Source organism: Mesorhizobium sp. KR9-304, assembly GCF_040049215.1.
GTDB lineage: Bacteria > Pseudomonadota > Alphaproteobacteria > Rhizobiales > Rhizobiaceae > Mesorhizobium_K.
This window is the reverse complement of record NZ_JBDZDN010000004.1, coordinates 285,503-304,036: the sequence shown is the minus strand read 5'-3', so window position 1 is coordinate 304,036 and position 18,534 is coordinate 285,503. Positions and strand designations below refer to the sequence as shown.

Sequence of the window (18,534 nt, the reverse complement as noted above, 5' to 3'; positions counted from 1 at the left end):
CATGGCAGGCAGGCTTAAGGGGAAGATCGCGGTGGTTACCGCGGCGGGGCAGGGCATCGGCAGGGCGATCGCCGAGGCCTTCGTCGCGGAAGGCGCGACCGTCCACGCTTCCGACGTTTCCCGCGAGAAGCTGGAAGGCCTGGCGCGGGCCAAAAAGGCTAGGCTCGACGTGCTGTCGACCAAAGCGGTCGACGCCTATGCGGCGAAGATCGGGCCGGTCGACATCCTGGTCAACGTCGCCGGCTACGTGCATCACGGCACGGTGCTCACCACCAGCGAGAAGGACTGGGACTTTTCCTTCGACCTCAACGTGAAATCCATGCACCGCACCATCAAAGCCTTTCTCCCGGGCATGCTCGCGCGGGCCAAGGAAAGCGGCGGGACGAGTTCCATCGTCAACATCGCTTCAGGCGCATCCTCGGTGCGGGGCATCCCGAACCGCTACGCCTACGGCGCCAGCAAGGCCGCCGTCATAGGCCTCACCAAGGCGGTCGCGGCCGACTTCATCCGCGACGGCGTGCGCTGCAATGCTGTCGCGCCCGGCACGTTCAAGTCGCCCTCGTGGGAAGACCGCGTCGAGACTCTCGGCAAGGAGTGGGGCAGCAAGGAAAAGGCGCTCGAAATGTTCGTGCAGCGGCAGCCGATGGGCCGCGTCGCCGACGCCGCCGAGATCGCGCCTGTTGTCGTCTACCTCGCCTCCGACGAAGCCGCCTTCACGACGGGCACGGTGATCAGCGTCGACGGCGGGTTTTCGCTGTGATTGCCGAATGACCCCCGAAAACCGCAACTCGGCAATCGCCGCCGCCGTCCTGCTTGCCGTCTTCGGCCTCGGCGCCTTCTATCTGCCGAAGGTCATGATCGCGGTCGGCAATCGTTCCACCGCCGCAGCCGGCATCATCGCCGTGCTCTTCGTCGCCGCATTCTTCCTGGTCTTCTGGCTGCGCGGCAGGAGCCAGAGCCGGCGAGGGAAGTAGCCATGCCGCCCAGTCATTTATCGTACACATTTATTTTGACGACCCTGGATTTTTCGTGTACGAATAATCCGTGAGGCTCGTCTGGGACGAACCGAAGCGGCAGCAGAACATCGCGAAGCACGGTTTGGATTTCGCTGTCCTTACCAGCGAGTTCTTCGAAAACGCCCGTCTCGAGGATGCCAAGTCGGGCCGCTTTCTCGCCGTGGGCGAGTTCGAAGGCATTACGATCATCGCTGTTGTGTTCCGCCCGCTAGGGTCGGAAGCTCTTTCCATCATCTCCATGCGTCGGGCGAGCAAAGCCGAAAGAAACCGCTCATGACCAGCAAGTGGCCTCAGTTCATTACCAAGGACCTCATGGACAGCGAGGAAGACGCCGCCGAGATGCAGCGCCGATGGGATGTCTATAACCGCGAGATGAAAGCTCTCATTGCTGCTGGCGCCGTCCACCAGGACGAAGACGGCTGGTGGGTTGATGACGCTACCGGCGAACTCATCGGACCAGACCCGGAAATCGAGCGACCGCTTACCGCCGAAGATTTCGCGAGAATGCGCCCTATGAAAGAGGCACTGCCCGACCTCTACGAGAGCATCCAGCGCGCGCGCGGCCGTCCCCGGGTCGAGAAGCCGAAGGAAGCCGTAACCCTTCGCGTCGATCCGGATACGCTTGCCAGGTTCAAGGCGAGCGGCAGGGACTGGCGCGCCAGGATGGCCAAGGTTCTTGAGGCCGCCAAGCCTTAGGGCAGGGCGCTATCCCGCCAGGCTCGCACTCAGCAGCAGCAGGCCGAGCGCAAAGACCAGCGCCGCTCCCGCGATCTCGATCGTCGCGTGCACGTGGTTGCCGGCGCGGCCGTCGCCGGCATAGGCGACCGCCCAGTTCTTGGCAGTGACGGCCATTGTCGCCAGCGCCGAGACGGTGATTGCCGTGCCCACCGCCATGGCGAAGACCGACAGCACGCCGCCGACGAAAAGCCCGTTGAGGAAAGCGAAGGTCAAAACGATCAGCGCGCCCGAGCAGGGCCTGAGCCCCACTGCCGCGACCGCCGACCACGCTGTCTTCCAGCTGAAGCGGTCGCCCGACAGCATCGCCGGGTCTGGCGCGTGGCTGTGCCCGCAGGTCTCGCAGACCTCTCCGGCGGCGTGAACATGCGCATGCCCGTGATGATGGTGATCATGCCCATGATGGTCGTCGTGCGCATGGGCGTGATGGGCGTGCGCATGCGCCTCCGCGTGGCTGTGCGCATGAGAAAGCGCCGTGTGGCTGTGCGCATGTGAATGCGCATGGCTCTGTCCGTGCCCATGCGCATGCGCGGCCGAAAGGCTATGGGCCGGGTTGACGCCGAACAGCGACAGCAGCCGATGCCCGGTCTTCTGCCACAGGAGCCAAGCGCCGAAGAGCGTGATCAGCACGTAGCTCGCTACTTCGAGGAACCAGGTCGCGTCGGTCATCGACACCGAGGTGCCGCGCAGCACCAGGAATACCAGCGCCATGACGAGGATCGCGGTCAGCGCCTGCAGGAAGGCGGAAACGAAGGAGAGCATGATGCCGCGCCTCAGCGCCACTTCGTTGGCGAGCATGTAGGAGGAGATCACCGCCTTGCCATGGCCGGGGCCGGCAGCATGGAAGACGCCGTAGGCGAAAGACAGTCCAATCAGCACCCACAGCTTGCTGCCGTCCTCGCGCATGCCTTTCAGTGCGCCGGTCAGCGCGCGGTAGAAGTGCTGCTGCTGCAAATTGATCCAGGCGAGCCAGCCGCCGAACAGGCCGGTCGAGGGAACGATCGCCTCGTTGGTACCGATGCCGAGCGAACTCTGCGCATGCGCGTGGCCGATGAAATGCGTCAGCACATAGGTGACCGCGATCAACGCGAAGACCAGCCGGACCGTCGTCTTTTTCACTTCCCGTCTCCCCTAGTGTCGTGATTTCGAAGTTCGTTTGATTTTGATATCGCGCTCAGAGCGAACTTCGAAATCAAAAAACGACACTAGAAATCAATGAGTTCCTAGTGTCCTTTCGATTCTGAAATTCGTACTGCCCTTGATATCGAACTCATGCGAATTTCAGAATCGGGACACTAGGCCGCGGTCAGCCCACGCAGGTCAGTTCCAGCTTGGTCGCAAATATCTTGCTGAGGTCGGTGCCCGCCGGATCGTTGAAGAAGGCGTCGGTCAGATTGGCCTGGTTCTGCGAGATCGCCTCGTCGGGGTCGGGTCGGATCACGGCACGGGTGCAGCTCGCCGGCAGGTCCTTCACCGCCATGTTCTCGTCTTCGGTGTAGTCGATCGCCGTGTAGAAGGTCGGGTCGTATATGCCGAAATCGACCTTGCCCTTCAGCGCCAGGGCTTCCTTCGGCTCGGATTCGAACAGGATGATGAGCTGATCGTTCTCGTAGTTCGCCATCAGTGCGGCCGGCGGCTTCATCGCCACGTCCTTGCCGTCGACCGAGACGAGCTGAAAATAATTGTACTCGGCGAGCGACGCGTGGACCGTCTGCGAGACCTCCTGAAGTTCGGTGTCGTCGAGCTTGAGGTCGCTGTTCTTGTCGAACTCGACAAGCACGGTCGAGGAGAAAAGATCGTCGAAGCGCCAGAGGTGCCGGAGCGATTTCACCGTCTTGTCGGGATTGACGACGACGTCGAGCCTGGCTTCGGCGAAGACGTGCGGATGCACGCTCGCGGGGACCGTCGAGGCGAGGAGGGCCGCAAGCCCCAGAGCCGTTTTGGCGGTCCGCATATTTCCTTGCATGAGCCTGATCGTCCGAAGAAGCCGCAGCATTACCACAAAGCTGGCGAAAATGGGACCGCCGGCGTCGCGCGTCCGCGACCTTTTTGCCGCTGCGCCTGAGAGCAGTTGGCCCTCACCCCTCCGCCGTCCTGAACCACTGCACCAGGAAATCGACGAAGACGCGCACCTTGGCCGGCAGATAGCGCCGGTGCGGATAGACGGCGAAGATGCCGCCGCCCTTGGGCATCCTGTCGTCGAGCATAGGCACCAGCCGGCCGGCTTTTATGTCCGGCTCGGCGATGAAGTCGGGCAGCACCGCCCAGCCCAGTCCCGATACGGCGGCGGCTCGCGCCGCCATCGGGCTGTTGACCTCGATGCGGCCGGTCACCGACACCGTGAACATCTGGCCGTTGTCGCCGACGAAGGGCCAGTTGGACAGCCAGCGGCCGTTGGTGTCGATGACGCAGGGCTTGTCGACGAGGTCCTGCGGCCGCTCCAGCGCGCCGTATTTCTCGACCACCCCGGGGGAGGCGCAAAGCTTGATCGCGAAGGGCGACAGGCGGCGCGCGATCAGCGACGAGTTCTCCAGCCGCGTGATGCGCACGGCGAGGTCGAACCCCTCTTCGACAAGGTCGACGAAGCGGTCGTCGAGCTGGATCTCCAGCACGATTTGCGGATGCGCCACGGCAAAGTCGATCAGCGCCTGGCCGATCGGCGCGTCGGCGAAGGTGCGCGGCGCCGACAGTTTGATGCGCCCGCGCACGTCGCCCGAGGATTCGCGCACCGCGTCGGCCAGGCTGTCCACCTCGCGCACGATCTCGGAGGCGCGCCTGTAATAGGTGTGGCCTGCCTCGGTCAGCGAGAACTGCCGCGTCGTGCGGTTGAGCAGCAGGGCGCCGAGTTCGTCCTCCAGTTCGCGCACATATTTCGACAGCAGCGCCTTGGAGCGGCCGATCCTGCGCGCCGCGGCGGAAAATCCTTCGGCCTCCACCACGCTGATAAAGGCGCGCATTCGGGTCAGCGTGTCCATCGGCTCATCCTCTTCCTGCCGATTCCAGCACGCGTCGCCCGAGCCTGATCAGCGCCAGGTCGCTGCCGGCGGGTCCAAGCAGCGAGATGCCGAACGGCGCGCTATCGACTTGGCCGAGCGGCAGGCTGATCTGCGGAAATCCGGAAAGCCCCGACCAGCAGAGTAGCCTTATCGCGCGCTCGCGGAAGGCGCCGAGTTCTTCCGCCGTGCTGGCCGCCTTCGGCGCCGCGCAGGGCACGGTCGGAAGCACTAGGATGCCGTCGTTCCCAAGCAGGTTGGCGAACGCCGCGCGAAACGCGTCGCGCTTCTTCGTCTCGGCGGCAACGTCCGCCGCACTCACGGTTTTTCCGAACGCGAAGCGGTCATGGATCGCCTGGCCGATCCGCCGCCCCTCCACCGAGATCCATTCGCCGTGCGCTGCCCATGCCTCCCGTGCCTGCAGCTTGCGCGTCGCCCAGTAGAGTTCGTCGATGGAAAAGGGCGGTTGCTTGGCGGCATGCACCGGCCCGAGCACACCCTCCGCTGTGCGTTTCATGCGGCCGTATGCCGTCGCCTCGGCCGGTCCCGACACCAGTTCGTCGAGCGCCGGCAGGGAGATCAGGCGCGGTTTCTCTGCCGCCTCAATACGTCCGCCCAGCAGCACCTCGCCGACACGCTCATAGATCTCCGCATCCCTGGCGAACCAGCCGAATGTGTCGAAGGAGGGCGCCAGCGGCATCGTGCCTTCCAGCGAAATCAGCCCGTGCGTGGTTCTGAGCCCCATCAGCCCGCAAAAACTCGCCGGCGCGCGCACCGAGCCGCCGGTGTCCGAGCCGGTACCGATATCGGCCAGCCCTCCCGCCACCGCGGCGGCCGAGCCCGACGACGAGCCGCCCGTCACCCTGTCGGGCGCTGCCGGGTTCACCGGACGCGGGAAATGCACGTTCTGGCCGATCATCGAGAAGGCAAGCTCCTCGGTCTGCGTCTTGCCGATGAAGCGCGCGCCGGCGTCGAGCAGCTTCTGCACGGCAGGCGCAGTGGCAACGGCCGGCTTGGCTTCCGCGAACCGGTCCGGGTTGCCCCAGCCCGACACATAGCCGGCGACGTCGAAGATGTCCTTGACGCCGAGCGTCAGCCCGGCAAGCGGACCCGCCGTCGCGCTGTCGACCGCAACCTCGGGATGGTCGAGAAAGGCGTTCAGCCGGTCGCGGGTGGTCAGGACAGGCGCAGTCATCGTTCAGCCTCCGGATACGATGGAGGCAGCATTGTTCGATGGAGCGAATTTGGCAAGCGGGCAAGACAAGCAGGCAAGCGGCATACCGAATTTCGATTTTCTTCGAAATTTGGAATTGACGCACCCGCCCCGTCGCATATATGTTATTTCGATGAAACTCGAAAAAGCAGCCTCCCAGCTCGAAGCGCTCGGCAATCCCACGCGCCTCAACATCTACCGCATCCTGGTGCGGGCAGGGGAGGCTGGGCTGCCCGTCGGCCGCATCCAGAGTAAGCTCGACATCCCGGCCTCCACGCTTTCGCATCACTGTAAGCGCCTCGTCGACACCGGCCTGGTCTCGCAGGAGCGGCAGGCGACGACGCTGATCTGCCGCGCCACCTTTCCGGCGATGAATGCGCTGATCGGCTATCTCGCCGACGAATGCTGCGCCGATGCCGATGCCTGTGCGCCGGCTTCGCCAACAAGGGAAGTGGCATGAGCATTTTCGGCGCCAATAATTCGAACCTCCTAGAAGGATGGAATGCATGACGATCTTCTCTCCCGATCTTCCGGTGGCGATCATAGGCGCGGGTCCCGTCGGCCTTGCCGCCGCGGCCCATCTCGTCGCTCGCGGCATTCAGCCTGTGATCCTCGAGTGCGGGCAGAGCGTCGGCGCCTCGCTCCTCGAATGGGCGCATGTGCGGGTGTTCTCGCCCTGGCGCTACAATGTCGATGCCGCCGCGCGCACCCTTCTCGACCAGGCCGGATGGCAGGCACCCGATCCGGAGGCGCTGCCGAATGGCGGCGAACTCGTCGCGCAATATCTGAAGCCGCTAGCTTCGCTGCCGCGGATCGCGGCCAACCTGAAGCTCGGCGCCACCGTGACCGGCATCACCCGCGAGGGCCGCGACAAGGTCGGGTCTGAAGGGCGCGAGCAGTCGGCGTTCGTCGTTCGTTATGCGGACGGGGACGGCGCCGAACACAGGGTGCGCGCCCGCGCCGTCATCGACGCATCGGGAACCTGGACGCAGCCCAATCCGATGGGCGTCGACGGTCTGTCCGTTCCCGGCGAAGCCGCGGTGGCTGGACGTATCGCATACGGCATTCCCGATGTGGTCCACGCCGAACGGGAACGCTACGCCGGCAAACGCGTGCTGGTCGTGGGCAGCGGCCATTCGGCCATCAACGTCGCGCTGGCGCTGATGGAACTGCAGCAGGACGACCCGCGCACCGAAATCTTCTGGGCGCTGCGGCGCAACTCCATCGAAAGACTGCTCGGCGGCGGCCTCAACGACCAGTTGCCGGAGCGCGGCGCGCTCGGCCTCGCTGCCAAGGCGGCGATGCAGGACGGGCGGCTGCGGATGCTGGCGCCGTTCGCGGCGCAGCACCTGTCGCCGACGCAGGACGGGGTCCGCGTCGAAGCGACGCTCGGCGGCGAGCCGTTCGAGATCGACGTCGGCCGCATCGTCGTGACGACCGGCTTCCGGCCCGACCTTTCCTTCCTGCGCGAACTGCGCGTCGAGCTCGATCCGACGGTCGAAGCGCCGCCGAAGCTGGCGCCCCTGATCGATCCCAATTTCCATTCCTGCGGCACCGTTCCCGCGCACGGCATCGATGAGCTTTCGCATCCCGAGCCGGGTTTTGCCATCGTCGGCTCGAAATCCTACGGCCGCGCACCGACCTTCCTGATGGCAACCGGCTACGAGCAGGTCCGCTCGGTCGTGGCCGAACTCGCCGGCGATCATCTGGCCGCCCGCGTCGTGGAATTGGCGCTGCCGGAGACAGGCGTCTGCAGCGCCGCCCCGGCTGTCGGCGAGGCCGCTTCGGGTTGCTGCGGCGGTCCGACGCTGGCAAGGACGGACGCCTGCTGCGTGGCCGACGCGAAGGCCAAGGACGCAGGCAAATCGGGCTGCGGCTGCGGTACGAAATCCAGGGACATGGCAGCGGCCGAGTAATGAGCGAACGCAAGGTTCCCACGGCGGCGATCTGGGCGCTGGGCGCCACGCAGATCGTCGGCTACGGCACACTCTACTACAGCTACAGCATACTGGCGCCCGCCGTCGCGGCAGAGCTGGCATGGTCGCAGCAATGGGTGTTCGCCATCCTGTCGACGGCGCTTCTGGCGGGCGCCGTGCTGGCGCCTTTGGCAGGCCATTGGGCCGACCGGTTCGGCGCCGGCAGGTTGATGGTGCCGGGATCGATCGCCGCGGCCGGCGCGCTCATGTTCTGTGCGCTGGCCCCGGGGCGAATTGGCTTCGCGATCGGCGTGCTGGCGATGGAGCTTGCCGCCTGCTTCGTGCTCTACAGCACCGCTTTTGTCGCCATCGTCCAGCTTGGCGGCCGCGACGCGCGGCGCAGTATCACGCATCTGACGCTGATCGCCGGCTTTGCCTCGACGCTGTTCTGGCCGCTAACGACGCTGCTGCACGAACATCTCGACTGGCGCGGCGTGCTGATGGTGTTCGCGGGCCTCAATCTCGTCATCTGCCTGCCCGTCCACGCCTGGCTGGCATGGCTGGCGCGCGCAAAGCCACTGCCCCATCACCACGAGCCCGTGAACGACACGGCTGACCTCGGCGCGTCCGGTGGCACTGAGCCCAGCGCAGACGGGGCCAGCGCACAAAGGCCCGCCGCTGCTCAGCCGGACGCCCTTGCGCCGGCCCCGCGAAGCGGCCGCTCGCCGCTGTTCCTGCTGATGCTGGCGGGCTTCGCCATCGAGGGTTTCGTGCTCTCGGCGATCCTCGTGCACATGGTCCCGCTGATGGCAGCGGTCGGTCTCGGCACGGCCGGGGTTTTCGTCGCCAGCCTTTTCGGGCCTTCCCAGGTCGCCAGCCGCTTCATCAACATGCTGTTCGGCGGCGGCGTGCGGCAGACTTGGCTGGCGTTTGGCGCGACCGCTTCGCTGGCGGCCGGTCTGGCGGTGCTGCTGATCACCGCGCCGTCGATCCTCGGCGCCGTGGTGTTCGCGATCCTGTTCGGCTTCGGCTCGGGGCTGATGAGCATTGTGGGCGGCACGCTGCCGCTCGAACTCTTCGGTCGGGCCGGTTACGGCGCTCATGTCGGATGGATCACGGCGGCGCGCCAGTTCAGCGCCGCCTTCGCGCCGTTCGGCCTGACCTTCATGATGGCCGGGGTCGGCGTCTTCCCGGCGCTGTGGATCAACGTGCTGATCGGCGTCGTCGGCATCGCTACATTCGGCGCGATAGCACTGACGCACGGCAGAATGCGCAACGAGGGCGGCCTGGCGTTGAACGCCGAAGCCGCTTGAAGAAGCAAGGGATGGCGCGGCGTCGCCGCGCCATCCTCCTGCACAGGTTCCGGATCAGAGGACCGGCTGGTAGAAGCAGGGCTTCGCGCGCGCCTGGAACTGCGAGCCGCCGACCGGCGTGACCGACTTGTTCTGGGCGCCGACCCACTGAGCCCACTTGTTGCCGTACTTCGACGCAACCATCTGCACCCACATTGCCTGGGCAACGGGGGCCGACGGGCCGATGATGGCTTCGTAGGCACGCTTGCAGTCGCCCGGCTGCGGTCCGGCTGCCTTCATCTGCGCCGCGGTGGCGGCGCCTGCTACGAGCGCGGACATGACGATCGCCGCGCCTATGCTGTGGAAAGTGCTGGTCATCAGTTTCATTTCATTCTCCTCTGGTTGTTCGCGGAGGCCAGCCTTTCGTGGCCGCGCATCCGCCATGAACTTCGATGGGCGGTTGATTCCGCTTGCATCGTCGCCGTTTGACGATGGAAGGAGGATGCGCCCGCGATGCGTCGCGCCGATTGCGCCGGGCAGACCCGCTCATTTCAAATGTTTCGGGCGTTGGTTTCAGTGCTTGCGCGGCGCAAAATCCGCCACGAGCCTGGCGACATCAGCCGGCGTGAACGGCTTTTCCAGGAAGGGACGGCGGCATTCGGCCAGAAAGCGCCCGGCCGCGGGCCCCAGCGCGTCCCCGGTCACGAACACTATGCGTTCGACGAGCGCCGCATGGTTCGCCTCGATCCAGCGGTAGAGGGCGGGGCCGTCGATGTCGGGCATGCGCAGGTCGCAGATCACCGCGTCGTAGCCGCCCGCCGCCGCCGCTATCAGCGCCTGCGCCTCGGCGCCGCTGCCAGCCAGGTCCGAACGGTAGCCGTTGCGGGAGAGAGCCTCGCCGATCAGCGCCGCGATCTCCGGCTCGTCGTCGATGACGATTGCGCGGAGCGCCGCGGCGGCTCGGTCCGAAGGTACGTCCGCCGGCTTGCCGCCGCGCTCGACCTCCGTCGCCGAACCGGACGCCAGCGGCAGCGTCAGCTCGAAGGCCGCCCCGCCGAGCGACGAGGCGGCGAGCGCCAGCCGGCCGTCCTGCGATTCGGCAAGGCCGCGCGAGATCGAAAGCCCGATGCCCGTCCCGACCCCTAGGGGTTTGGTGGTGAAGAACGGATCGAAGATCTGCGCTTGGATCGCTTCGGGAATGCCCGGCCCGCTGTCGTCCACGACAATCCTCGCCAGCCCGTCGTGCCCGACGAATGTGCGGATTTCGATGGCGCGTTTGCCGTCCGTTTCCTGCAGCGCCTGGTTGGCGTTGACGATGAGGTTGACGACGATCTGCTGCAACTGGTCCGGATCGACGAAGACCTCCGGCATCGCGCTCTCGTAGTCGCGGTAGACCGCGATGCCGTTGCTCCTCAGTCCATATGCCAGCAGTTCGACCGCGCCCTCGAGCAGCGGCGCTACCGCCACCGCGCGCTTCTCGGCCTTGTGCTGGCGGGCGATCGCCATGAAGGAACGCACCACGCGCGCGCAGCGCTCCGCGGCTGACTGGATCTGCCTGGCGCGCTTGCCGGCCGATTCGGCGATGGCGCTGCCCTCGAGCTCTTCCTGCAGCATCGTCGCCTGGCCGAGCACCACCGACAGCGGGTTGTTCAGCTCATGCGCGACGCCGGCCAGCAGCGAACCGATCGCCGCGAGCTTCTCGCTCTGGTGAAGCGCCTCGCGCTGACGCTGGATTTCCGCTGCCGCCGCCTTCGCCGCGGAGAGATCGCGCAGATTGGCGGTGAAATAGCGCCGGTCGGGAAGCTTCACTTCGGTGATCGCCAGTTCGACCGGGATGATCCTGCCATCCCTGCACCGCGCGTCCATCTCGACGCGGCGTCCCAGCACATGCGGCACGCCGGTGGCGCGGTAGCGGGCCATGCCGGCCTCGTGCGCCTGCTTGTGATCGTCCGGCACGATCAGCGCGCCGATGGAGCGCCCGATCGCCTCGCTCTTCGAATAGCCGAACGTCGCCTCGGCCGACGCGTTCATCGTGACGACGCGTCCCTCCTCGTCGACGACGATCACCGCGTCGAGGGCGGAATCGACCACCGCCGCGTAGACGAGGGCGTCACGCTGGAGTTCGTCGAGGCGGGAGCCTCGCTTGCGGACAGGTTTTTTCCCGACGCCCCCCAACTCGGCTCCTCAGGATTGGTCCTCAGTTCGGTGGAACGTAGACATAGCCGACGCTGCGCACGGTCCTGATGACCTGCGGCCTGGTCGGGTTGACCTCGATCCTCTTGCGGATGCGCGTCACCCTGATGTCGATCGCGCGGTCGCAGCAGCCCGAGCCGTGCTCGGGCGCGTCGCCCAGCAGCCGGTCGCGCGTGAGCACCTTGTTGGGGTGCTCGGCGAAGGTCGAAAGCATCGCGAACTCGGTCGCGGTGATCGGCAGGTCGACGCCGTTGCGGTCGATGAGGCGACGCGCGTCGAAGTCGAGGAAGGCCTCTCCGAAACAGGCGACGTTGCGCGGCCGCTTCTGCTCGGGCCTCGGCTCTCTCGGCGCCGCCGGCACGCCATCCGCACCCGGGGCGCGGCGCAGCACGGCGCGCACGCGCGCCGACAGTTCGCGCAGGTCGAAAGGCTTGGTGATATAGTCGTCGGCGCCGACCTCGAGGCCAACGACCCTGTCGATCGTGTCGTTGAGCGCGGTGAGCATGACGATGGGAACCCGCCGCGTCGCCTGCAGCCGGCGTGCGATCGAGATGCCGTCCTCGTCGGGCAAATTGACGTCGAGCACGACCAGGTCCGGCGACGTCTTGTCGAGCGTCCGGTCGAGTTCGGCCCCGTTCGCGCAGCGGCTCACGTGATAGCCGTCGCGGCCGAGATAATCCGACACCATCGAAAGGATGTCGGGCTCGTCGTCCACGACGACGATGGAAGCATTCTGAAGCACTGTGGCAACCCTCCTTGCACGCTGGCTTCATGAGTGCCGTGGGAAGCGCGAAAGGTTCACGCCCGCTTCGCTGCTGGCCCAACGAAAATGGGTTGCTCCGGCGAATTTGGCGGACTATCTATTTCACGGAATTACATCTCTGTCAATTTGGAAGCCAGATGCCTCGCGAATACAAGATGCGCAAGCGCGCCGACGACTGGCAAAAGACGCGCGAGCGCATCCTGCAGGCGACCATGCAGCTGCATGACGAGCAGGGCGTGGCGCCGACGACCTTCTCCGACATCGCCAAACGCGCGGGCCTCGGCCAGGCGACGCTCTACCGCCATTTCCCGACGCTTGGCGACCTCGTGCAGGCCTGCGGCGGCCATGTCTGGCAGGAAATGCAGCCGCCGACCGCCGAAGGCGCCGCCGCCGTTTTCGAGGGACTGACCAGCGTGGACGAGCGGCTCGAAAAACTCGTCGAGGAGATCGACGCCTTCTATCGGCGCGGCGCGCTGCGGCTGCACCTTGCCGGCCGCGACCGCGATCTGATCCCCGCTCTCGACTATTTCCTGAGGGCGGTGGAAGCGGGTGTCGGGGCCTATGTCGAACAGGCGCTCGCGCCTGCCAAACCGCCGAAGCGTACCCTGGAAGTCGTCACCGCGCTGATGAGCTTTCCGGTCTGGCAGCGTTTCGGGCAGCTCGAACTTACCGAGCGCAAGTCCAGGGAACTCACCCTGCGCCTGATCCAGTGCGCGATAAGGGCGGCGGCGGGGATTTAGGCGGAAGCAGGCCAACAGCCCCCGAGCGAAAAAACGTGCAGCCTGCACCCGGTCAACCGAATACGGAATGCAGCCGCTCGACGCTCCAGTAGGCAGCGACGATCCCTATTGCATAGGCAGATGCCACGATCGCCCGCCGGGGAATTTCGAAGGTTCGCCGGATCGAATGGACGACGAGCAGGATCGCTGCAATAAACATCAGCTGACCGAGTTCGACGCCGACGTTGAAGGAGAACAAAGCGAGCGGTATGTCGCCTTGCGGCAGCCCGAAATCGGCAAGCGCGCCGGCAAATCCGAAGCCGTGAAGCAGCCCGAAGAAAAATGCGACAATCCAGGGCCATTCTATCGCCAGGCTGGTTCCACCGCGCTCCATCCTGATGATCTCGGCGCCAACGAGAACGATGCTGAAGGCAATCATGATCTCCACGGGCCCTGACGGCAGGTTGACCCACCCCATCGTGGCGCAGGTCAGCGTGATCGAATGAGCCACGGTGAAAGCCGTTACCGTCTTCAGCAGCATGCCCCAGCGGCGCACGATCAGCATCAGCGCGGCCACGAACAGCAGATGGTCGAAGCCAAACAGAATGTGCTCGATGCCGCTGACGACGAACACCTTGACCACCTCGAGCGTGGTCTGCCGCGCCTTGATTTCGACCCAGGGCTGCGACGGCCGCACAAGCGTCGTGGTGACCGACCCGTCTTCCAGTTTAACCCGGACCATGACATCGGTGATCGTCGCCTGAAGCCCGACAAATGTTATGCGCTCGCCAGGCAGGCCGCCTGAGGATTCGATGGTGCTCCGCTCGATCACTGAGTCGGAGAATTCACGCTCCAACGGCTCGGTCACCGGCTTGATGCCGTCGGAAAACTTCAGCAGGACGGGCAGCCGCATCCCGGACAGGATGGGCGTGCGCCAGAGCACGCTGAAGCGGTTGTGGCCGACCTGATCGATCTGTAGATAGGCGGGCCTGATCTCATGCGCGAAGACGCCCACGGTCGCGGCAAAGAACGCGATCAGCAAGGCAAGCAGCAATCCGCCTGCTTTACAGGGTCGAGCTGCGTGGTTCATTGCGAGGCTGGTTCCGCGGGAAGGCTCGCCGGGTCCGGCGGCATGAGGTCGTTGAGATCGACCGTATCGAGCGGAACGACGGCCACCGTGTAGCGCGAACGCATCTCGTCGAGAGCGGCGCGTTTGACCTCCAGGTAGCGGGCGTCGTGCCAAGCCGCCCTCACGTCGGCCTCCACCTCTTCGAAGGCAGGAATGCGACCCGGTTCCATCGCGTCTATCCAGACGAGGTGCCAGCCGTAACCCGACTGAACTGGACCGCGCCAGCCGCCGGGATCGAGCGTGAAAAGTTCCGCGGCGAATGCGGGGCCGAACTCCTTCAGCAACTGGTCGGGCGTACTGTCTCTGTAATATGTGCGCAGGATGAACGGGTCGGCCAGCGCGGCGACCTCCGGGGAGTCGGCACGTTTTCCGGCAATGGCCTGGAGCGCCGTCTCCGCATCGCTGCGCGCGGTGGGGCCACGTCTGTCGGGAGAGAAATAGAGCTGCCGGAAGCTCGCGCGCGGTGGAAGCGCGAAGCGGTCGGAATTCTTGGAGAACCACTCCACCAGTTCGGCCTTCTCGGGCTCCTGCATGGAGGCGACGTCGGCCGCCAGGAAATCCATCTTCTGAGCGACCCGGCGCTTGATGATCTCGTCGTTGCGATCGAGGCCGAGAGCCATTCCCTCGCGGAACAGCACCTCTTCCGAGATCTTCTGGTCGATGAGACTTTGCAGCTCGTCCCGGGTCAGCGGCGGCCGCCCTTGTGCCAGCCAGGCGACCGCCATCTGGCGTATGTCGTTTGCGCTGATCTCGATCTGCTGTCCGCCGGCCGCCGCCTCCGGTTCCTTGTTGAAGAGCCAGTAGGCGCCGAACAGTATCGCGCCGACAGCGAAGAAGTGCACAAGCGGCTCGCTCAGCACTCGTTGCCATCTATTTTGTGGATTATGAAGTGTGCTCATCGCTTACGCCTACTCAGGGCTATTCTGTCGGGCGAACAACGCTGCCTGCCCGGCAGCGACGGGACTGCTCTTGAGATAGCTGAGGATAGCGAACTGCCCGGCGGGATCTTCAACAACCTTTGACCTGACAATATCGACATAGTCTGGCGTCGCATCCCACGCCTCCCAGTCGGCCAGTTCAACGGCTACGAGCGCCGCCATCTGACTGCGCACTCTGATAAAGTTGCGATAGGCCTCGACGACCCGCTTGCGCGATACCTTGCCATCCGCGCCACCATGAACGCTGAGCGCGAGTAGGGCAGCCCTGATCTCCGGCAGGGTGCGTTGATGCTCGGCGAGGTACATCTTTTCGATCCATGCGACGCGCGCCGGGCCGCGGAGTTCCAGGTCGGCTGCAAGCATTGCTGAAAGGTTGTCGGCATCTCGCGCGGACCAAGCCTGCTCTATTTTCTCCTCCAGTACCTCAGCCTCGGCTTGCTCGCCGGTCAGGCCTAGCAGGAGCGTATAACCCGAGCGCCGCGACGCCAAAGCCGGGTCGTCAATCCAGGCCGAAAGCCGCTTCGCATCAAGCTGCGGTCCGAGCAGGCGGAGGGCGCTGTAGGGCGCGCGTGAAATTTCATCATAGGCGATCTCGGCAGCCAGCGGATCGGAGCTTTCGAGATTGGCCACCACGACACCGATACGTTTGATCCACTCGGCCTCGGTCAACGAGTCTGGGACAAAAGACCACGGCGATGAACGTTGTCGTTCAGGTCGCTCCACTCCATCGGCTTCGACGACCTGACGCAGCCACGGACCGTATTCTGCTCCGATTGCACCGAGGATCTCCCACCTCTGCCCCGGTTCGTTACGCAGCATCAGAAGCGGCCTGCCGCCTTCAACCGCAGGCAGACCTTGGTCCACGAGAATCGTGCCAACTCCGGGTTTGCCTTTGATAGTCTCAAGAACGCGGAAGCGTCCGGGCTCGCCTGACGGGACGGCGAGCACGGCATGATCCGACAGGTCCAGTTTCTGCCCCTTCGTCATTTCAAGGGCAGATTGGCAGATGGGGCAGGCCAGCGACGAAACCACACCACCCAATAGGAAAGCTGACGCCAGCAGCGACCCTACGGCAGGTCGTCCCAAACCGATAGCGAACAACAGTCCCAATTTCTGCTCCCCGGTCGGAACCAGCGATTTCGCAGTGGTGGTTCTTGGACGATACGGCCGTCGCTACCGCTCGACAGCTTCCACCTCGTAGTTTGCGTAGCCGAACTCATTGCTGCGGGCCGCCACGTATTTGTCACCGGAACGATAGACCGTCAGTTCGAACGGGGTGCCTTCGAGGGTCGTGACGATGTGCCCGTCCTTGATCTCGTAACTTGCCGAAGAGTTGGAAACGCTGTGCATCACCTGCAACAGATCGCCACCTTTCGCCGGAGAGCCGTCGATTTCGGTGATGATGCGCTTGCCGTCCACTCCGAACAGCACGTTCGACAACTGACCGGTCACATTGTTACGAACAGTGAGATTCTTGCCGACGACGAGCTGCTTGAGATCATCGTCGCCAAGCGCCGTCGCTCCGTTCTTGAGCAGGTCTGCAACCGTCAGGCCAGCCTCGGCCTTGGCGGCGTCGGCCTCCGTCGGCGTGTACCAGATCGGCGTGCTCCAGGCGCGCTCCTGGATCGTTGCGGGCGCGTTGCCGGGCGGAACAATACCCAGCTTTTTCGCATCGTATGTGCTCCAACGCGGAGTCGGTATCTGCAGCGCGCGCGCATAATAAAATGCGTGCTGGCTGGCGTCGAATTCCGGATCGCTCCAGACGGCCTTCAACTCCACTGCGCCAATGTCATTCGTATAGGTCGCCTTGGTGATGTCGACCGTGTTGCCGACGGGCGGAAGTTTGCCCGTGACGGGATCGGGTTGACGTTCGCCGGACCAGGCGACGTCGAAGATCTTCTCGAATATCTGGCCGTCCTTGGTCCATCCCTTGACGATCTGGATGCGGTCGAGATTCCCATCGACCGGGTCCTTCATCGCCCAGACCACGAATGATGGCACCTTGCCTTCAGCCTGGCTGAGATCGCCACCCATGGGAACGCCGCCCGCATAAGCGGCCTTCACCCAGTCGGTTTGCGACAGCATGCCCTTGTCATAGTCCCATCCGCCGAAGAGGCGCAGCTTGAGCCGCACGCCGCTGGTGCCGAACACCTCTCGGCGCTGCATGGCGGCGAAGATGGATTCCCGGGTATTTTCTTCTGCCCACACACCACCCAGGCCGGACGTTCCGGTTTCCAGGACATCCATGCCGGAAGCGACGACACCGGACAACCGGACCTCCGGTGTGGGGTCGACCAACGCATGGTCGCCAAAGTAGTCCGATTGCGAATAGGCGGTTGCCGTGTTGTGCGAGTCGCCGGCGCCCAAGACGCCGAATTTGTACGGATTGTAGCCGCGCGTGTCCTGCATGGCCAATCCGTTCTCATAGGCCTGCCGGGTATAGCTGCCGTTCAGCCTCGAAAAGCTGTTATCGATGCCGATCAGGTAGCTCATGATCTCAAAGCCCGCGAACTCGTCGTTTGGCGAGAGATCGGGATGCGTTTCGGATGTGCCCTTGACCTGCTTGATCTCGGTCAGCGGTTCGTTCGTCATCCGCTGCTGCGCCCAGGCAGCGTCGATCGGATTGCCTTTGCTGTCGACCTCGATCGGAAACATGATGCCGTTGGAGAGGTTCGCATTGTGCGATATCGCCAAGGCTTCGTTGCCTGACTTCCTCTGGCCATCCATCCAGTTCCAGAGATCCTCGGGATGGTCGGAATCGATCGCGCTGAATGGCGCCTCGGGAACTTTCGCGCAGTCCTTGAAGAACACGTTGCGATGCATGTTCTGGCTTTGCGGCATCGACGTCCATTCGTAGGAGCAGAACGTCGTGAACTCGCCCGGTCTGTAATATTTGTCCGCGATCTCGTTGTTCTGCTTCCAGACCGAGTTCATGATCGCGGGATCCAGCAGCTCCGTGATCGGCTGACTGTGCGCGATGCTGCCGGCCAGCCACTGGAATATCTTTACCGCCGTATTGTCCTTCGTCACCTTGAGCTTTTGCGCGATCGGAAGCTTGCTGAGCGGCGAATTAGGATCGTTCGCCAGCCTCACGACTCCCACATATTCTGAGTGATCCGTCACGCCCTGAAAATCGAGCGGCGTCTTGATTTTGACGTCATAGCCGGCGGGATGCTTGATCGGCTGTCCCATCGAATACTGGTAGGCCTCTTCTGGCCCGGTCACCGTGTTGCCGAGGATGTAGGCGTCCAGCGACCAACTGGTGTGCTGATGGGTCTGTCCGAAATATGCGTTCCGTTCTTGCGAATGGGCCGCGCCACAAACCAACAGAGTTGCCGCCGAAGCAAGCAGCGCCCTTGTTCTGCAGGACTTTCGCATGGTTCCCTCGTATCTGAAGTTGGTTGCGCGCAGAATGTATATTCCAAGTTGACGTAGGGCAATGCAAACAAACGCGGAATGTAAATTGCCGTATGATACGCGGTCAGCCGCATGGCCAGCGGCGTGAAGCGACGCTCCGGGCAGCCGTGTGTTCTGCCGTGTGCTCACCGACGGCGAAGGTGCCGAGTGGCCGCTGTCGCGCATGTTCGCTGCGTGCCTGACATGGCCGGCGGCGCCCCGATCTTGGGG

19 protein-coding genes are annotated in these 18,534 nt (G+C 64.4%); 8 read left to right on the top strand and 11 right to left on the bottom strand.

The features are described from left to right. Position 1 precedes the first annotated feature (1 nt). From ABLE71_RS21185 to ABLE71_RS21170, 4 genes are all read left to right on the top strand, one after another. On the top strand, positions 2-760 hold the full coding sequence (locus ABLE71_RS21185; protein ID WP_348785464.1) for an SDR family oxidoreductase: 759 nt from the start codon (positions 2-4) through the stop codon (positions 758-760). A gap of 7 nt (positions 761-767) precedes the next feature. Beyond that, positions 768-974, top strand: coding sequence for a hypothetical protein (locus tag ABLE71_RS21180; RefSeq protein WP_348785463.1), 207 nt, complete (start codon positions 768-770; stop codon positions 972-974). A 70-nt stretch (positions 975-1,044) separates the two neighbouring features. After that, on the top strand, positions 1,045-1,293 hold the full coding sequence (locus ABLE71_RS21175) for a BrnT family toxin (RefSeq protein WP_348785462.1): 249 nt from the start codon (positions 1,045-1,047) through the stop codon (positions 1,291-1,293). Continuing rightward, positions 1,290-1,712, top strand: a complete 423-nt coding sequence (locus tag ABLE71_RS21170) for a BrnA antitoxin family protein (RefSeq protein ID WP_348785461.1) — start codon at positions 1,290-1,292, stop codon at positions 1,710-1,712. Before ABLE71_RS21175 ends, ABLE71_RS21170 begins: the two co-directional genes overlap by 4 nt. 9 nt (positions 1,713-1,721) lie before the next feature. On the opposite strand, the gene ABLE71_RS21165 is transcribed toward ABLE71_RS21170, so the two are convergent. From ABLE71_RS21165 to ABLE71_RS21150, 4 genes are all read right to left on the bottom strand, one after another. Further along, positions 1,722-2,870, bottom strand: coding sequence for a nickel/cobalt transporter (locus tag ABLE71_RS21165; RefSeq protein ID WP_348785460.1), 1,149 nt, complete (start codon positions 2,868-2,870; stop codon positions 1,722-1,724). Positions 2,871-3,057: 187 nt separating this feature from the next. Then, positions 3,058-3,705 (bottom strand): DUF1007 family protein, encoded by a 648-nt coding sequence (locus tag ABLE71_RS21160; protein WP_348785459.1) that lies wholly within the window; start codon positions 3,703-3,705, stop codon positions 3,058-3,060. Between the two features lie 124 nt (positions 3,706-3,829). Further along, positions 3,830-4,726, bottom strand: coding sequence for a LysR family transcriptional regulator (locus ABLE71_RS21155; protein ID WP_348785458.1), 897 nt, complete (start codon positions 4,724-4,726; stop codon positions 3,830-3,832). Positions 4,727-4,730: 4 nt separating this feature from the next. Next, positions 4,731-5,939 carry an amidase gene (locus ABLE71_RS21150; protein ID WP_348785457.1) on the bottom strand — a complete coding sequence of 403 codons (1,209 nt, stop codon included), beginning with the start codon at positions 5,937-5,939 and terminating at the stop codon, positions 4,731-4,733. A 151-nt stretch (positions 5,940-6,090) separates the two neighbouring features. Here ABLE71_RS21150 and ABLE71_RS21145 point away from each other — a divergent pair, with 151 nt between their 5' ends. The 3 genes from ABLE71_RS21145 to ABLE71_RS21135 are packed head-to-tail and all read left to right on the top strand — an operon-like array spanning position 6,091 to position 9,186. Next, the gene (locus ABLE71_RS21145) at positions 6,091-6,417 is read left to right on the top strand and encodes a metalloregulator ArsR/SmtB family transcription factor (RefSeq protein WP_348785456.1); all 327 of its coding nucleotides are present in this window, start codon (positions 6,091-6,093) and stop codon (positions 6,415-6,417) included. Positions 6,418-6,463: 46 nt separating this feature from the next. Continuing rightward, a complete protein-coding gene (locus ABLE71_RS21140; protein WP_348785455.1) occupies positions 6,464-7,873 on the top strand; it encodes an NAD(P)-binding domain-containing protein in 1,410 nt (469 codons plus the stop codon). Next, a complete protein-coding gene (locus ABLE71_RS21135) occupies positions 7,873-9,186 on the top strand; it encodes an MFS transporter (protein ID WP_348785454.1) in 1,314 nt (437 codons plus the stop codon). The genes ABLE71_RS21140 and ABLE71_RS21135 overlap by 1 nt, the downstream gene beginning before the upstream one ends. Positions 9,187-9,240: 54 nt before the next feature. Here the strand turns inward: ABLE71_RS21135 and ABLE71_RS21130 are convergent, their stop codons facing one another. The 3 genes from ABLE71_RS21130 to ABLE71_RS21120 all read right to left on the bottom strand — a co-directional run bounded on the left by ABLE71_RS21130 (position 9,241) and on the right by ABLE71_RS21120 (position 12,100). After that, a complete protein-coding gene (locus ABLE71_RS21130) occupies positions 9,241-9,552 on the bottom strand; it encodes a hypothetical protein (RefSeq protein WP_348785453.1) in 312 nt (103 codons plus the stop codon). Positions 9,553-9,738: 186 nt separating this feature from the next. Then, on the bottom strand, positions 9,739-11,340 hold the full coding sequence (locus ABLE71_RS21125) for a PAS domain S-box protein (protein WP_348785452.1): 1,602 nt from the start codon (positions 11,338-11,340) through the stop codon (positions 9,739-9,741). Between the two features lie 22 nt (positions 11,341-11,362). Beyond that, positions 11,363-12,100, bottom strand: coding sequence for a response regulator (locus ABLE71_RS21120; RefSeq protein WP_348785451.1), 738 nt, complete (start codon positions 12,098-12,100; stop codon positions 11,363-11,365). Positions 12,101-12,258: 158 nt separating this feature from the next. Here ABLE71_RS21120 and ABLE71_RS21115 point away from each other — a divergent pair, with 158 nt between their 5' ends. After that, a complete protein-coding gene (locus ABLE71_RS21115; RefSeq protein ID WP_348785450.1) occupies positions 12,259-12,861 on the top strand; it encodes a TetR/AcrR family transcriptional regulator in 603 nt (200 codons plus the stop codon). 52 nt (positions 12,862-12,913) lie between these two features. Here the strand turns inward: ABLE71_RS21115 and ABLE71_RS21110 are convergent, their stop codons facing one another. From ABLE71_RS21110 to ABLE71_RS21095, 4 genes are all read right to left on the bottom strand, one after another. Further along, a complete protein-coding gene (locus ABLE71_RS21110) occupies positions 12,914-13,894 on the bottom strand; it encodes a HupE/UreJ family protein (RefSeq protein ID WP_348785449.1) in 981 nt (326 codons plus the stop codon). Between the two features lie 32 nt (positions 13,895-13,926). Next, positions 13,927-14,868, bottom strand: a complete 942-nt coding sequence (locus ABLE71_RS21105; protein WP_348785448.1) for a peptidylprolyl isomerase — start codon at positions 14,866-14,868, stop codon at positions 13,927-13,929. A gap of 9 nt (positions 14,869-14,877) precedes the next feature. Further along, complete coding sequence (locus tag ABLE71_RS21100; protein ID WP_348785447.1) at positions 14,878-16,017, bottom strand: hypothetical protein; 1,140 nt, start codon at positions 16,015-16,017, stop codon at positions 14,878-14,880. Between the two features lie 63 nt (positions 16,018-16,080). Continuing rightward, entirely contained in the window at positions 16,081-18,285 is a 2,205-nt protein-coding gene (locus ABLE71_RS21095) for a DUF3604 domain-containing protein (protein ID WP_348785446.1), read from the bottom strand. Positions 18,286-18,534 lie beyond the last annotated feature (249 nt).